The sequence below is a fragment of the Pedobacter duraquae genome, from assembly GCF_004362245.1.
Taxonomy (GTDB): domain Bacteria; phylum Bacteroidota; class Bacteroidia; order Sphingobacteriales; family Sphingobacteriaceae; genus Pedobacter; species Pedobacter duraquae.
In genome coordinates this window covers 64,601-80,898 of the sequence record NZ_SNWM01000005.1, presented here as the reverse complement: position 1 = coordinate 80,898, position 16,298 = coordinate 64,601, and the positions used below count along the sequence as shown (strand labels likewise).

Sequence of the window (16,298 nt, the reverse complement as noted above, 5' to 3'; positions counted from 1 at the left end):
GCTCAATTTAACTAACTTATTATTCATAAAAAAACTGCTGTTGGGGAAGGAGTCGAACCTTCAAGGGGAAGTTAGCTGCAGTTCAAAATTAATTTGTGGTCAACCCATAAACTGTGTTTATCCCATAATCCCCACCACCGAGACAAGGAGGTGTGTCTGCCAGTTTCACCACCCAACAGGATGTAAAAGAACAATGTTCTTTGCTGTAGGGGAAGGAGTCGAACCTTCAAGGAGTAGTTAGCCCTTACGGGTTTTCCAATTCTCCACCACCGAGACAAGGAGGTGCGTCTGCCAGTTCCACCACCCTACAATGATTAAGCAAATATCAAAGAACGTTTTTTTCTTACTTGCTTGATACAAATGTAACAAGACCTCCCTAACGTTGCAAATATTCTAACCATTTATTTTTATTTTTAGTAAAATTATAATAAATTAGCTAAACAGTTAACAAAAGATAAATCGATGCTCAAAAAAGAAAGCCAAAATTTAGAAATTGACAACCTCGATATCGAGATTCTCAAGCAACTTATGCAGGATGCAACCAAGCCGTACACTGAAATCGCTAAAGATCTCATCGTTTCTGGCGGAACAATCCACGTTAGAATGAAAAAACTAAACGAGATGGGAATTATTCGTGGTTCTCATCTGATCATTGATCCTCAAAAAGCGGGATACGACATCTGCGCCTTTCTGGGTATTTACCTGGAAAAAGGCATCCAATACAAAGATGCTGTTGAGCAGTTGAGTAAGATCAAAGAGGTAGTAGAGTTGCATTACACCACGGGTGCATATAGCATGTTTGCAAAGATTATTTGCAGAGATACTTCCCACCTGCGACATGTGTTGAACGAAGAGATTCAGGCCGTGGCCGGAATTCAACGTACAGAAACACTCATCTCGCTGGAGGAAAGTATCAGAAGGCAGATTGAATTAGGCCCTGCTATTTAAACATATTTTTTAAAGCTTCGAGCTTTAGCTGAAGATCCCCATCGGCCTGCTTTGCCGGCTGGGCTTTCGGTTTTGACTGCATCTTATCCTTATTTTTAAATGCCGCTTGCGGCTGCTGGCCTTTCACATGTCTTGATTGTCCCGCAGCTGCAGGTTTTGGCTGAGCAACTCTTGCCGATCTCGGAGCTTTGGACGCTTGTTCAGTTTTCATCGACAATGATATCCGCTTGCGGGCCACATCGACCTCCGTAACAGTTACCTCTACCTGCTGATGTACTTTAACTACATCATTTGGGTTAGCCACAAACTTATTGGTCAGCTGACTGGTATGGACAAGGCCGTCCTGGTGTACGCCAATATCCACAAAGGCACCAAAATTGGTGATATTAGTTACAATACCGGGCAATTTCATGCCGATCTTCAGATCTGAAATCTCATTTACCCCCTCTGTAAAACTGAATGCCTCGAACTGGGCACGTGGATCACGTCCCGGTTTAGCCAGCTCTTTCAGGATGTCTGTTAACGTTGGCAAACCCGTTTCATCACTCACATATTGCTGCAGGTTAATCTGTTTCTGCAAGTCCGGACTCTTCATCAGCTGTGCAACGCTACAGTTTAAATCGCGCGCCATCTTATTCACCAGGTTGTATCTTTCCGGGTGCACACCACTGGCATCCAGCGCATGCTCAGAGTTCCTGATTCGTAAAAATCCCGCTGCCTGCTCAAATGCTTTATCACCCAATCGCGGCACTTTCTTTAAACTATCTCTGTTCTTAAAGGCACCATGTTCATTTCTGTAACTAACAATATTCTGTGCCAACTGTGGCCCTAAACCAGATACATAGGCCAGTACCTGTTTCGAAGCCGTATTCAATTCTACGCCTACCGCATTGACACAGCTCATTACTGTATCATCCAACGATGCCTGTAATTTATTCTGATCAACATCATGCTGATACTGACCAACGCCAATCGACTTAGGGTCGATCTTTACCAATTCGGCCAAAGGGTCCATCAGCCTGCGGCCGATAGAAACTGCACCTCTTACCGTAATATCCTGCGTAGGAAATTCTTCCCTGGCTACCTCCGATGCACTATATACCGAAGCGCCGTTCTCATTCACCATTACAATAAGGACATCAGGAAGTTTTAATCCGCGGATAAATGCTTCCGTTTCTCTGCCTGCAGTTCCGTTACCGATAGCAATAGCTTCTACCTTGTGTGTCTTAACCAGTTCATTAATTTTTTCAGCAGCCTTCCGTACATTACCCTGACCGGTATGCGGGAAGATCGCCGCGTATTCCAGTAGTTTACCCTGGTGATCCAGGCAAACTACCTTACAGCCAGTTCTGAAGCCCGGATCTATTGCCAGTACGCTTTTCTGTCCCATTGGTGCAGCAAGGAGTAGCTGACGTGCATTTTCTGCAAAAACACGAATGGCCTCCTCATCTGCTTTCTCTTTGTAAAAAGCACGGATCTCTGTTTCCATTGCCGGGCCAAGCAGTCGTTTATAACTATCGCCAATGGCTAGCTTAACCTGCTCGGCAGATGCTCCCTTGCTTGTAATAAACTGGGATTCCAGAAGCTGAATGGCACCCTCTTCAGGCGGAGACGTATCCAGTTTCAGGAAACCTTCCTGCTCACCTCTGCGCATCGCAAGTACCCGATGCGAGGGTGCTGATTTGAAGGGCTCGGACCAGTCGAAATAATCTTTGTATTTTACTCCTGCTTCTTCTTTACCCTTAACAAGTACAGACTTAAATGTTGCCTGCTGCTTGTAGTAATTACGCATGGTAGTGCGCGCAGTAACATCTTCATTGATCAACTCAGCAATAATATCACGAGCGCCAGCAAGTGCATCTGCTGTTGTCAGCACACCCAACTCTTCATTCAAATATTGTTTAGCATCAATCTCCGGCGATCCAGCACCTTGCTCAAGAACTTTGAGCGCTAAGGGCTCTAAACCTTTTTTTCGCGCCTCAGAAGCCCGCGTTTTACGCTTAGGCTTATAAGGAAGGTATAAATCTTCAATCAGGTTGATGGTTGCAGCAGCATTGATCTGCGCTTCTAACTCGGGCGTTAGCTTATCCAGGGCAGCAAGCGCCTTTAAGATCGCTTCCCTCCGCTTATCCAATTCTCTCAATTGCTGGGCACGGTCACGGATTGCAGCAACCTGCACTTCGTCTAAGCTGCCCGTTACTTCTTTCCTGTACCGGGAGATAAAAGGTACCGTTGCCCCTTCGTCCAGCAAAGCAATAGTGGCGGCAATTTGCTGCTCAGTAACCTTTAATTCCTGAGCGATAATTTTTGAATGCGTACTCATTTCCAAATATTTGTAATAAAAAAATCCCGTGGGGGTTAAGCCTACGGGATTATATTTTCAGTGTTTTTGAATGCCTTATTTTGTTACGTACATCACTTCTTTCACCGCTTTGATTACGCGTTCTGCGTTAGGCAGACTTGCAGCAATCAGCGTAGGGGCATATGGAAGCGGTACATCAGCGCAAGTGATACGCAATACCGGAGCATCCAGATGATCGAAAGCATTTTTCTGTACATTGAAAGCAATCTCTGAAGAGATAGAAGCCAATGGCCAAGCCTCTTCAACAATTACTAACCTGTTTGTTTTCTTAACAGACTCAATGATCGTTGCATAATCAATAGGACGTACAGTACGTAAATCGATTACCTCAACATTGATTCCTTCTTTAGTCAATTCTTCAACCGCAGGGTTAACAACACGGGTCAACATTTTACCGAAAGTTACAATAGTAACGTCCGTTCCTTGTTTTACCACGTTAGCTTTACCGATCTCCAGGTAGTACTCCTCTGCAGGAACATCACCTTTATCACCATACATCACCTCAGATTCCATAAAGATAACTGGATCCGGATCAAGGATAGCTTGTTTCAATAATCCTTTTGCATCATATGGTGTTGCAGGAACAACTACTTTCAATCCCGGGCAGTTTGCGTACCAGTTCTCAAAGTTCTGAGAGTGTTGTGCACCCAATTGTCCGGCATTACCTGTTGGACCACGGAAAACGATCGGTACAGAAAACTGACCACCGCTCATGGATAACATTTTTGCAGCTGCATTAATAATTTGATCAATCGCTACTAAAGAGAAATTGAAAGTCATAAATTCTATAATTGGAATCAGGCCGTTCATCGCAGCACCAATACCAATCCCGGTGAAACCTAATTCAGCAATCGGGGTATCTATAATTCGCTTGTCACCAAACTCATCGAGCATACCCTGACTAACTTTATAAGCACCATTGTATTGCGCAACTTCTTCGCCCATCAAAAAGATGTTCTCGTTTTTACGCATTTCTTCGCTTAAAGCTTCACGCAAGGCTTCTCTAAATTGAATCTCTCTCATTGTATATTCAAGTATTAACTGCGGCAAATATAAGTATTGTAATTTAATTATAAAGTAGTGTTTTAAATACATTCTGTAACCATTTTCACACAATTCATCGTGTGTTCATGGCACCAGGCAGCGGGTATTTATCGCCGGAGGGAAAATAGGTTACCGCTGACAAATCTCCTTGTAGGGGCAGTACGCGCAGTTTTCGAGGTTCTTGGTCTGCGTAAATGGCACCGACTCATCAAAGAGCTCATCCAGCTTCTCCTTCAACTTCTCTGAAAAAAGCCCTTTAAAGGTCTCCAGGTTCTGATCTTTCAATGCCAAACCACCGCGTTGTTTCTCCTTAAAAAGCGTACCCTCTTTGAAGTCGCGCACCGTATACAAATGCGGCTCTACATACTGTTTTTGCTGCACCTGCTCATACACGTAGGTATAAAATAGCGTTTGTAACAATGCCTTGTTCTGGTCCTTTCCCTCATCATCAAACAGTGCCGGAAAGTCCTTATACTTCAACTGATCCTTTCCTGTTTTGTAATCCACGATCCGTGTCTTTCCGTCCAGAATATCCACCCGGTCAATAATCCCGTACAGCCAGATCTCTCTGGGCTGGCTGCCATCTCCCACCGGGTACTTCCAAACATAGTCCTGCTTATTTTCCAGCTCCATAATCTGAAACGGCGCAATGCCGGCATCATTGTCAAGAATCCGCATGGCATATTGCTCTAGCACCTGCAGTACAATCTGCTGCATAGCAGGTGGCTGTGTACCCTTCTTTGGTGCATTGAGCTTCAGTTCCTGCGCCAGCGCATCTTCGCACAGTGCCTCCAGATTTTTTGCCCTTTCAGTGATGAATGCAGCCGTAACCTCCTTGCCTACCACTGGCTTATAAAAGCTTTCCATCACCGTATGCAATGCGCTACCAATCAGGTTGGCCTCAATACGGTCTGGCAAATCTCTGGGTTCCTTTAAGCCAGCAATGTATTTATAGAAAAACCGCAGCGAGCAGCTGTTGTAATCTGTAAAGCCTGTAGCGGATATCTTCTTATCGTACTTTGGGGTGCTGTTGCGTTTAAAATATTTATGTAGTCCGAGGAGTACCTCGCCTTTCTTTTCTACGGTAATCGCCAGGGGCGTCGGACTTTCTATCGATTGGTTTTGTTGTACCTGGTGTACAAAACGGCATTGCGTTTCAAACTCCAATTGCTTAATAAACCTACTTTCCTCACCCGTACTTTTCTCGTCCGTAATCCCATTATAAACCAGTGTGACCTTTTTAGGAACATGCAACAAACGGTAGAAAAGATAAGCAGAAATTGCATTCTGATGTTCTAGTATCGGCAGTCCGAAGGCCCGCCTGATGTTATCGGGAATGAAAGAAGCTGCATTGCTGATTTTCGGCAGGATCCCTTCGTTGGCGCCTAAAATAATTAGCTCATCGAAATCCAGATTTCTGCTTTCCAGTAAGCCCATCACCTGCAATCCTGCAAGTGGTTCCCCTTCAAAAGGTACCGTTAAGCCCTGCAGGGCTCTCCGAATCAACCGCAGCACAAACCGCGGTTGCAGATCTGCCCCTCCAGACGATTTAATCTCTTCAAAACTATCGTTAAGCACATTTAAAGCCTTAACCGCCTGTGTTGCTAACAACGTGTCAATTCTGCGCAACTGCTGATCATCTCCGGCAGCAAAAAGCAGCACACTGGCCAAATGACGGATTGCCATAAAGGCGTCCTGAAAAGGGTTGAAAGTGATCGAGGCTATTTTACCAAGAACATTCAGTTCCTGTGGATGGAAACTTACTTTTTTCTCATCAATGATCTGGTTGTGCAGCCTGTTCCGCAAGTCAGCGTCCAGATTCAGCAAGGGGTTGAAAAGAAAGGAAATTACCTGTTTGTAGTTTACCTCAGGTTCAGCAACCAGTGCTTCCTGAATGGTAAGCCAGAGATCGCAAAGCCCAAATAATGCTGACTGCTCAAAAGGGTATCCCATCGTTACGTTTACCGAGTGATCGGTAATTGTTTGTAAGGCCGGCAACAGTAATTTTTCATCTGCCAGGATAATGGCCTTAGCGCCAGGATTGCTATCCTGCTCCCCATTCAGTAAAACCGAGAGAAGCTTACCCTGAGCGATATCGCCCAAGGCCTGGATGATGATAATTTCCTTCTGCGGATCGTTGAGTTTAGCTGGTGCCTTTTCAAACTGGTTGATCAGGCCAACGGCGTGTACGTTGCGGCGGATAAAATGCCCCGCTTCCTGCAAACCATCACTAAAATAATGCGCATCGGCATCGAAATAGAAAGAGCAAAGCTCCTGATCCTGCCAATACTTAAATAACTTTTCTTCGGCTTTGGAAAGGGCATTAAAGCCCACAAATACCGTATGTTTAAACTGCTTGATAAATCCAGGATCGGCATCCTGATGCGTAGCCAGGTTTCTGTACATGCGCGCATTGGTTACCAGATTTTCCTTAGCCAGCTGTTGATGAAACTGCACATATAAAGCGGGCATTCTTTGCCAAAGTGCCAGAAAGCGCTCCTGCATCATATTCTGCTTTTGGGAAGAAAAAGAACCCCAGAACGTGCGCATAAACTGGAGTTGCTCCTCATCAAAATTTGGAAACTGAATCTGGAGTTCCGTGATATTTTCAATCAATCCAAAGATTTCTGCCGCACCGGCCAGGTAATAATCTACCTGACTAAAATCAGCAAGGATGATCTCCGCTAGAGGATAAAACTCATCGGGCGAAACCGGAGCCTGCCCCTCTTGCTTCAACAACTTGTTGTAGCAGCCAAAGAGGACAAAGAACTGTTTGAGCTGTGCCGCAGCAATCTGCTCCGTGCCCAGAGATAAAAACTCCTGAATGGTAAACAACTTGGGGCTCCATATTGGCTGTGCACTGGCTTCTGCCAGGTACTTTTTCAAATAGATCTGCGGACGCTTGTTGTTAAACACAACCGCTACCTCCTGTAAATCATGACCAAAGCGAGCCAGTAGATCCTGGGCTACCCGATATAAGAACTTATCTGCGTTCACACTTTCCATTACGACACCTTTAATAGTTTTTTACTTTCTGCATACCAGATATAAGCATGCACAGCTGTAAACTCATCCATCTTGAGGAGGTTATTCCGGTATTGCGCAATATCATCGAGGTACTTATTTTGTTCAGCGCCGAACTTAAAGTCCAGCAGTACCGCATGGTCTTTCAGCACAAAAAGCTTGTCGGGCCGTTTCACAGTACCATCTTCCAGGATCATATCCCTTTCGCTGATAACTTTCTCCGCCTGTTTAAACCAACTGGAAATTTCTGGCTGATCAAGCACATCAGTTACCGCCTGCCGTACCTCGTCACTTTCGCCGCGTCTGATCATGCCCTCCTGCATACTCAATTGGATCAGCCTGTCCAGATCAGAGCGGTCAGATAGCTTTTCCAGGATGCTGTGTAAGGCGACTCCCTTGCGCTGGCGTGCATTAAACCAGTTTTCCTCATTGTGTTGCTGGTAGTTGAACTTAGTAGCAAAATCATCATTTACCAGATACCTGGAAATCAATAGCCCGTTATGATCATGTGCTTGTGGTTTGGCAACAACCTGATCAAGTGTACCAAAAGACATCAGGTTATCTTCAAGTACCAGCTCAGGATCAAGCTCCTCCTTAAATAAATTCAGCAATAATTGTTGCAGTTCATTCTTCCCGGTATCAGTCTTCTTCTCCTGCATATTTGTTTTCGGACACACGATATAGAGGTATGACTTAGCCCGTGTTGTGGCTACATACAAAGTATTCAGCGTGTCCATATAGTTGAGGAGCATCTCTTCAAAATACTCGCGTGCAAAACTCGTTGTTGTTAGCTTTTTGCTATAATCGACAGGCAGCGTACTGAATGTACCGAAGCCCGAAGGACCGGCATCTACCCACAGTAATTTCTTTAAAAACCCACTCGAAACATCCAGCTTCCAGTTGAGAAAGGGAATCAGCACTGCTTTAAATTCAAGTCCTTTAGATTTATGGATCGTCATGATCTGCACCGCATCCTGATCATCTGCTGCAGGCAGTGCTTTTTTTGAACCTTCCTCGTCCCACCAGTTCAGGAAAATCTCCAGACCATGGTCTCCACCTGCAGCAAATAAAGCCACTTGATCTCGCAGGGCGAGAATAAAAGGAATATGATGTGCCTGCGCGGGCTCCCCAAGTCCAAATATGCGCACCATACGATCCATCAAACCCGTCATCGGTAGCTGTTTGAAAAGGTCGAAATCCCTGCAAAACTCTTCAGGGAAATAGGCACCCAGTGCTTGAATCGGCTTGGTAGCAATCTTCATCCAGTCTTCCGCCTGTAGCGCAACATGCCCGTCAACACCTTCAGGATATACAATCTGGTTATATAACCTTGCGCAGGTAGCACGGAAAATAGGCTGTTCCTCAGGGCGGATTAATAATGTTCTGAAAACATTGATGAGTAGCTGCACGGCCAGGTTGGAAGCAATCTTAAGGGCATCGCCTGATATGACCTGAAAGGTTTTACCGGCGGCCACAGACAATTCTGCCTGTCTGTTTAACAAGGCTGCAATCATCACTTCCGCTTCGCGGTTTACGCGTACCAATACACAGATATCTTTCATCGCCAAACCGGAATCGGCCAGCAGCGAGATCATCTTGTTAACGGTAAGTACGGCTGCCGCCGGACTCAGCTCATCGCCATCCTGCTCATCGTCTTTCGCCAGAAACTGCAGTTCTACCTTTCCGCCTTTCGGCGTATCGGAGGTGCTTTGCTGGAAATTGCCTTCATAGGCTTTATCTATAATCTGATGGTAGTCTTCATGCCAGTAAGTCAACAGATCTTCACGCTCGGTCTCTGCCAGGATACCGTTGAGTTGTGACTGTAAAATAGCCGGCAGATGTCCATACAGGAAATTATTAAAACGAATAATATTTGCCGAGCTCCTCCTGTTGTATTCCAGGTTTTCTTCCGCCACATGCTGCAGCATCACATCCCGTTTTACATTGCTGTGCAGAATACGCCAGTCGCCACTCCGCCATCTGTAAATAGACTGTTTTACATCACCTACAATTAAGTGCTCCGCATGCTTGCCTTCAAATTCTGCCAGTGCATTTCTGATCAAGGGCAAGAAGTTAGCCCATTGCATGGAACTGGTATCCTGAAATTCATCAAAAAGAAAGTGGCGGTAGCGACTACCTGTTTTTTCCCAGATAAAAGAAGGGTTTTCAGCATCGGCACCTGTGATTCCAGTAAGCAACTGCTGGGCGTCACTGATCAGCAGGACCTTGTGTTCCGCCCTGTAATTTTTAAGCTGCAACGCCATCTCCTGCATCAGGCGCAGGTATGAAGCATTTTTATGTATGGCAACAAAGGTTGCATATTGTTCGGCACCAGCAAGGTAATCCAGCACCAGCTTTTTCAAGCCCGGATTAACATCACTGTACAGCTGATTTACGGCAGAGGTATCTTTTAACGAGCCATGAGGCCAGGCAGCAAAGTCATCTACCATGTTGACCAATGCCGGGATTCCGCCAAAGTCTTTCAGTATAATTTTAGGTAATTTTAGAAGCGGGTTTCGCGATTTACCAGCCAGGTCTTCAGGGGCTACATCGGCAAGTTCAAATAGGTACTGCAGGTCTTTGGCCTGATTTACCATATTGTCTTCAAACTCCCTGATACCCTGCTGTACCGTTTGTTTTAGGGTATTAAATTCATTGCCGCGTTCATCGCCCATCTGCAGCATTGCTTCCTGAAAGGGATAGTAGCGTTCTTTGAAGATTTCATTTGCCAGATCCTTTAACGCGCGCTGATAATTCCAGTCCTTGCCATCACTAATGCGCTCTATCGCAAGTGCCGTTACCCATTCCAAAAGTTCAGGATCAGATTCCATCTGCTGGTTCATGGAACGCACCAATTCCTCTTTTACTTTATCCTGGTTCATCTCCAGCTTATAGCCACTATCGAGGTTAAGTTCGAAAGCAAAACTGCGGATGACCTTTTGCACAAACCCGTCAATGGTACTGACCGAGAACCGTCCGTAATCATGGAGAATATTGCTGTAGATTACGCGGGCCTTGGCCTCGAGTAAATCTGCATTCAGTTCAGGATAAGCATTGAGCAGTAAGGGCTGAAAAGCCGAGGCTTCGCCTTTGGCAATCGCCTGTAGCGCACTTAAAATCCGCGCCTTCATCTCAGCAGTTGCTTTATTTGTAAAAGTAACCGCTAATATTTCTTTATATTTATGAGGTCCACTAAACAATATCGTAAGATACTGCAGGGTTAAGCTGAATGTTTTGCCCGATCCGGCAGATGCTCTGAGTAATTTAAGCGGTTGTTGAGGCATTAGGTAAAGCTAGGAAATTTTAAGAATTAACGGGTTTTAAGATCCCAATTTAATTCTTGCGATTGCTTGATATTGAGATTTCGAACCCCGGTACCAGATCATTGTCGGAGATCTTTACAAGCCAGTTTTTTTTTACTTATTCAAATATTTAACTTGCAGCCATTCATTTCCTTCACGCTAGCTACGATAACAAACTATCCTCCATACCAGAACTTCCCGACGCTCACGGCTAATGAGGTTGTCTTACGCCAGGTAACAAGCACTGATGCCGATGAAATAATGGAGATGTCTTATTATAATGGTATACCAGCAACTGATCCCAGTGAAGCAATGAAATGCAGAAAAAGATAGATCAAGATTATCTCCATGGGAATTGTATCCACTGGGGAATTATGGACGCCCAAAGTTCTAAACTGGTAGGCACCTGTGGTTATTATCGTGACTTTATTAACAATACAGGTGAATTGATGTTAATGCTTATGATCGATCAGTGAACGTTGCTTTGAATTTAAAATTATTTGGTAGTGTACATCAACGTTACGATATTTGTAACAACAGAACCCGTTTGCATACCGTTAGAACTGCATTCGGGTCATTTTTTTTGTGCCAAGTAACAAGCCAGCTTACAGCATTCCAGATCAGATCCTCCTTTTAAAAAGCCGTGGAATGATTTTCAAAAACGAAGCTGCCGCCAATCACCTCCTTTCTAATATCAGCTATTATAGGATAAAGGGCTATTGGTGGGACATGCAGGATAATCTAAATAGCCACACCTTCAAACCCGATACTTATTTCGAAGACATTATAGATCGGTACAACTTCGACCGCCAATTGAGACTCATCCTTTTCGATGGTATCGAACGCATTGAGATTGCATTGAGGACGAAAATGATCTATATCTTGTCTTTAAAGTTTGGAGGCCTTTGGTACTTAGATTCTTCAATATTCCAAAACGGAACGATCGAAATCAATGGCACAGTCAAAACACCACATTTACACACTGTTGCGGAACTAACGAAGGAATTTAATCGGAGTCAGGAAATATTTATCAAGGATCATAGAGCTCGTTATCCTAATGTACCTGCAGATGCGTGGAAAATTTTAGAGGTGGCTTCCATGGGTTGCTTGTCAAAATTGTATAAGGGCTTAAATGCTCAACTTCCCGAAAAATCACAAATAGCCCAAGAAATGGGCTTTAATATTCATAGTGAATTGTCTAGCTGGTTGGAAGCGATCACATATTTAAGGAATATTATTGCCCATCATTCAAGGCTATGGAGCAGGACAATGGTCAAAAAGCCAAACAATTTAAATAATCCAAAAGGCACATGGTTTTCTAGCCCTTTATTGCCAGTGCAAGAAAAAAAGATCTTCCTGATAGTTTCAGCGCTATTATATATGTGTAATCAAGTAACTCCTGGGCATCATATCAAAAACAAGATTCTACAGCTTTTTGTAGAATATCCAAATGTTCCGATATATAAGCTAGGCTTCCTAAATCACTGGGAGAAAACTCCCATTTGGATATAGTCATTACCACTTCTCTGCATTCATTTTCACTTGAAGCTACACCATTATTAGAAGTAGAACTGTTGTTCATTACGTAAAAGTTTCACTAAAAGTAATTCATTTTTTGTGAAATATTGGAAGGTATTTTAACGCTTTATTCGCGTCAACTTATAGCTAAACACGAGTCAATATCACCATTTAGCTTTTAAATTTTTTCATCGCTTCAGGGCTAATAGGTGTAAAGAAATTAATCAGGTTTCCATCTGGATCGCGAAGCAATAAGGATTTGTTACCCCAGGGCATTAATGTTGGCTTTTGCACCAGATAAGTGTGAAGAAAATCAGTCAACCTTCTATACTCAGCATCCACATCCTGAACCAGAAATTCAACAATTGCAGTTCTGTTCTGTGCAGCTCTTGCTACTTCATCACCTCCAAAAAACTGTAAGGTTCTGGTACTTCCTATTGCCAGGGTAGCTGAATGGGTTTGCAGCTCAGCAAAATCGTCTGTGTATTGTACTGCTTTTAATCCAGTTAATCGCTCATAAAAACTTACTAGCCTTTGAACGTCTGCTGTAATAATTCTAATCGAAATGAGATTCATATTCCTAATTTTTGTGTTCTGTTTTTTTAACAGCACAAAGGTGAAACAGGATTACGACAAGGGTATGTCAGGGGTACTAAAATTTTTTTGCTTTTCGGCCAGATATGCTGCAAGCGTAAGTTGATGTGGCTGGAAACTGATGTTAGGTTGGTTAATTTTTAAGATTCTATCCAGACTAAACATTCGAAAATCATTTCTTAACCTGCAGAAAGCAATCAGGAGCCAACTTTCATTCAAGCTGAAGTATAGTGCAAAGGGTTCAACCTGCCGCTTGGTTATTTCCCCATCCTGTTTTGATTGGTATGTGATTTCCAATACCTGAAAAGTGGTAAGCGCATTTTGAATTGAAGTAAGTGAGCTACTTTCAGGATGACGGACAATTGCCGGGCTGATGGCAATTCTGTTAGCCAGCAATTCCACTTTGTCTTTCGTTTCCTGTTGTAGTATTGCTTTTATCTTAGTAATTGCAGATTCGTAATCCTTGCTTAATGAACTGTCCGCATTGTTTAATAACAGTTGCTCTGCAGTGATTAATGCCCTGGCCTCATTGTCTGTAAGGGATACAGGCGCCATCCTAAACCCTTCCATCATTGTGTAACCTTTACCTTCCTCTGTTAGAATCGGAATCCCCGCTTGTTCCAATGCTTTTACGTCTCTGTAAATAGTCCTGATGCTTACATTAAAACGATCGGCAAGCTGTGTAGCAGAGAGTAAACGTTTAGTCTGAAGTTGGGTAACAATTGCTGTGAGCCTTGATATTCGCTTTACATCGTTTTGATTCATTTGTTTTAATAAAAAATCCTAATTCAAAGGCCAACGTAATCATGCAATATTACCATGTCCATTAAATAGCTTCATTTGCGTTAAAAGCATCGCTGGAAGTATGACTCCCTGGCTGTTCCCGATAGTTATGACGGTCGTCTTCATGTTGCAATATCAAGTTCAAATGCTATTATACTAATAAATCTAAGAATTTGAAGGTCTCGATTATTAAATCGTGAGCAACCAAATCATTGTGGCTGATTCGTACTCCTTCCTGATTCAGGAATATCTTTAACCGCTATCTATGCAAAACTCATGAAAATTGGGCGCAAATGGAAATAACTACCTTATCAGTAGATTTTTTCATAAATTTGCATCATATTAATTTATAACCAATGAAACGTATCCTTTTCCTCCTCTCCTTTATCATACTGAGCGCTGGCGCAATGGCTCAGGCAAAACCAGACAGCACGAAAAAAGCGGTTCATATTTATAACCCTCAAGCTAACGCACAAGCAGATATAGATGCTGCGGTGACAAAGGCAAAAAAAGCCAATAAAAACGTACTGGTACAGGTAGGTGGCAACTGGTGTATTTGGTGTATTTACTTTCACGACCTCGTGAACAAAACACCTGAGTTAAGTAAATACATTGCCGACAACTACGAATGGGTTTTGGTAAACTGGAGCCCGGAAGTAAAGAATACTGAAGTACTAAATAAATTGGGCAATCCCGGCAGATTTGGATACCCTAACTTCGTTGTCCTTGATGGTAATGGCAAGGTTTTACACATCCAGGACTCAGGCTATCTGGAGCGCGATAAAGAAGAAACAGCCAAAGAAGGCCGTGGGCATAATGTGAAGGCAGTACTGGGATTCCTTAAAAACTGGAACTACGCCGCAGTACACGCCTCAGCAAAATAAGCTACTCGCCGTCGCCGTACTTAAAAAATGCATTTACGCTTACCGGCAGTTTACCATTGGGAACTTTAATGTTGCTAATGACATCTGCCGCGGCTTTTTGCATAAAATCTTCCTTTTGATAAGCAACAACCAAGCCTTTACTAAGCTCCAATCCGCTTAGCGCAGAGAGGTTATATGGATTCGCAAAAAGCGCAAATACTGCATTCTGACTGGTCATACTTTTCAGGAACATCTTCAGATCCTGGCTTAATACCATGCCATTTCCCGGGCGGATTCTGGAATCGTGGATTCCGATGATGATCTGGTCAAACATAGCCAGCTCACGCATTACCGCAGCGATGTTGTTTGCCGTTGCATTTTTATCCAGCGTAAACATCACTGAGTTGCCATAGTGTTTTCCCAGCTCGCGCTGAAAGGTAGTCACACCTGTTGTGCCGATACTGATAATTACCGTCCGCTTTTCTAGCGCGAAGGTTTTCATAAACTGTTTACCCCTCAACATGGTCATCGAAGCATCGGCAAGTTCTTGAACTAACGCAACATGTTCTGGCTTTTTTAAATCTTCAGCAAGGTTTGCAGTACTCAGCTCAGGCTTAACATTCAGTCCCGCGTAGTATTTCGCCATCAGGATTTTCCGTACACTTTCATCAATACGTTCCATAGGGATTCTTCCAGAGCGCACAGCTTTACGCACCAATTTAATACTGCGGTCGCTATTTTCAGAGAGCTCCAGGATATCATTTCCCGCTTCAATAGCACGAACGTCGGCTTCGCCATTTTTGAAATATTTCACCACCCCTTTCATCTCCATCGCATCAGAGATGATAATCCCTTTAAACCCAAGGTCCTGTTTCAGGATGCCTGTAACGATTGGTTTTGACAAGGTAGAAGGTAAGTGTAAGGTCGTATCCAGTGCAGGGATGTTCATGTGGGCAATCATCACACCCGAAGCTCCCTGATTAATCAATTCTTTAAAAGGATACATCTCCAAACTATCTAACCTTGCTCTGGTAAAGTTAAGCTGAGGCAAATCGGCGTGTGAATCTACATCTGTATCGCCATGTCCGGGAAAATGCTTAAGCGTTACCAACAATCCGCCATCCTGCATGCCCTTCATGTATGCAGCTCCCTTAACAGCCACATTGTATTTATTTTCGCCAAAAGAACGGTAATTGATTACGGGATTCTTCGCATTGTTATTTACATCGACATCAGGTGCCAGGTTCATGTGCATGCCCACTCTTTTGAAATCGGCAGCTACAGCAATACCCATTCTGTAAATCAGGTCTTTATTTTGAATCGCACCCAAAGCCATCTGATAAGGATAGGAAATGGTACTATCAAGGCGCATACCCAAACCCCACTCGCCATCCAGGCTGATTAATAACGGGACTTTGGCGAGCGACTGGTAATTGTTAGTCAGATTAACTTGTCGGCCCGGACCGCCCTGGAAGAAAACCAATCCACCGATTCTTTCCTTCTTGATCACGTTACCTATCGAATCTTCGTAAGCCTTTCCTGCGTTAGTCAGCGCACGCACAAAAAACATCTGAGCAATTTTCTGCCGTCTGTTCAATTTGTGGAATACAGAATCTACCCATGCATTGGGCTCGTTCAGTGTTTCTATATATGATTTTTGTTGTGCATTAACTGTAATAGTGAAGAGGGCAAGCAGAAGAGCAAGTGAAAAGATCTTTTTAAAATTCATTAGTCGTTGATTGTTATAATACCAAAGTTAGTAAAAGCTAACAGTTTACATCAAGCAAAAGCACGTCCAATAATGACAACAAACAAAGATTGTATCAAATACGATACACTTTTCTAATCTGAAATTTAAAA

At 43.5% G+C, this 16,298-nt stretch carries 11 protein-coding genes and 2 tRNA genes; 4 read left to right on the top strand and 9 right to left on the bottom strand.

Annotation, left to right across the window (positions count from 1 at the left end):
- Window positions 1–37 precede the first annotated feature (37 nt).
- Together CLV32_RS23170 and CLV32_RS23165 are read right to left on the bottom strand one after the other, a co-directional pair.
- A tRNA-Asp gene (locus CLV32_RS23170) sits at window positions 38–178 on the bottom strand.
- A 25-nt stretch (window positions 179–203) separates the two neighbouring features.
- Window positions 204–310: transfer RNA gene (locus tag CLV32_RS23165), tRNA-Asp, on the bottom strand.
- A 152-nt stretch (window positions 311–462) separates the two neighbouring features.
- Between CLV32_RS23165 and CLV32_RS18240 the strand changes: the two genes are divergently transcribed.
- Window positions 463–948: an Lrp/AsnC ligand binding domain-containing protein gene (locus CLV32_RS18240; RefSeq protein WP_133558231.1), complete on the top strand. Its 486-nt coding sequence runs from the start codon at window positions 463–465 to the stop codon at window positions 946–948.
- On the opposite strand, the gene CLV32_RS18235 is transcribed toward CLV32_RS18240, so the two are convergent.
- The 4 genes from CLV32_RS18235 to CLV32_RS18220 all read right to left on the bottom strand — a co-directional run bounded on the left by CLV32_RS18235 (window position 941) and on the right by CLV32_RS18220 (window position 10,662).
- Entirely contained in the window at window positions 941–3,271 is a 2,331-nt protein-coding gene (locus CLV32_RS18235) for a Tex family protein (protein ID WP_133558229.1), read from the bottom strand. The genes CLV32_RS18240 and CLV32_RS18235 overlap by 8 nt on opposite strands.
- A gap of 75 nt (window positions 3,272–3,346) precedes the next feature.
- Window positions 3,347–4,333: a pyruvate dehydrogenase complex E1 component subunit beta gene (locus CLV32_RS18230; protein ID WP_133558227.1), complete on the bottom strand. Its 987-nt coding sequence runs from the start codon at window positions 4,331–4,333 to the stop codon at window positions 3,347–3,349.
- A gap of 150 nt (window positions 4,334–4,483) precedes the next feature.
- Window positions 4,484–7,360 carry a PD-(D/E)XK nuclease family protein gene (locus tag CLV32_RS18225; RefSeq protein ID WP_133558225.1) on the bottom strand — a complete coding sequence of 959 codons (2,877 nt, stop codon included), beginning with the start codon at window positions 7,358–7,360 and terminating at the stop codon, window positions 4,484–4,486.
- On the bottom strand, window positions 7,360–10,662 hold the full coding sequence (locus CLV32_RS18220; RefSeq protein WP_133558224.1) for a UvrD-helicase domain-containing protein: 3,303 nt from the start codon (window positions 10,660–10,662) through the stop codon (window positions 7,360–7,362). The genes CLV32_RS18225 and CLV32_RS18220 overlap by 1 nt, the downstream gene beginning before the upstream one ends.
- Window positions 10,663–10,815: 153 nt before the next feature.
- Between CLV32_RS18220 and CLV32_RS18215 the strand changes: the two genes are divergently transcribed.
- Window positions 10,816–11,013, top strand: a complete 198-nt coding sequence (locus CLV32_RS18215; protein ID WP_133558222.1) for a hypothetical protein — start codon at window positions 10,816–10,818, stop codon at window positions 11,011–11,013.
- A 315-nt stretch (window positions 11,014–11,328) separates the two neighbouring features.
- Window positions 11,329–12,192: an Abi family protein gene (locus CLV32_RS18210; RefSeq protein ID WP_133558220.1), complete on the top strand. Its 864-nt coding sequence runs from the start codon at window positions 11,329–11,331 to the stop codon at window positions 12,190–12,192.
- A 177-nt stretch (window positions 12,193–12,369) separates the two neighbouring features.
- Here CLV32_RS18210 and CLV32_RS18205 read toward each other — a convergent pair whose 3' ends face one another.
- Window positions 12,370–12,774 carry a VOC family protein gene (locus CLV32_RS18205; RefSeq protein ID WP_133558218.1) on the bottom strand — a complete coding sequence of 135 codons (405 nt, stop codon included), beginning with the start codon at window positions 12,772–12,774 and terminating at the stop codon, window positions 12,370–12,372.
- Window positions 12,775–12,825: 51 nt separating this feature from the next.
- A complete protein-coding gene (locus tag CLV32_RS18200) occupies window positions 12,826–13,557 on the bottom strand; it encodes a helix-turn-helix transcriptional regulator (protein ID WP_133558216.1) in 732 nt (243 codons plus the stop codon).
- A gap of 374 nt (window positions 13,558–13,931) precedes the next feature.
- Here CLV32_RS18200 and CLV32_RS18195 point away from each other — a divergent pair, with 374 nt between their 5' ends.
- Window positions 13,932–14,459 (top strand): thioredoxin family protein, encoded by a 528-nt coding sequence (locus CLV32_RS18195; RefSeq protein WP_133558214.1) that lies wholly within the window; start codon window positions 13,932–13,934, stop codon window positions 14,457–14,459.
- Between the two features lies 1 nt (window position 14,460).
- On the opposite strand, the gene CLV32_RS18190 is transcribed toward CLV32_RS18195, so the two are convergent.
- The gene (locus CLV32_RS18190) at window positions 14,461–16,167 is read right to left on the bottom strand and encodes a glycoside hydrolase family 3 protein (RefSeq protein WP_133558212.1); all 1,707 of its coding nucleotides are present in this window, start codon (window positions 16,165–16,167) and stop codon (window positions 14,461–14,463) included.
- Window positions 16,168–16,298: the final 131 nt, after the last annotated feature.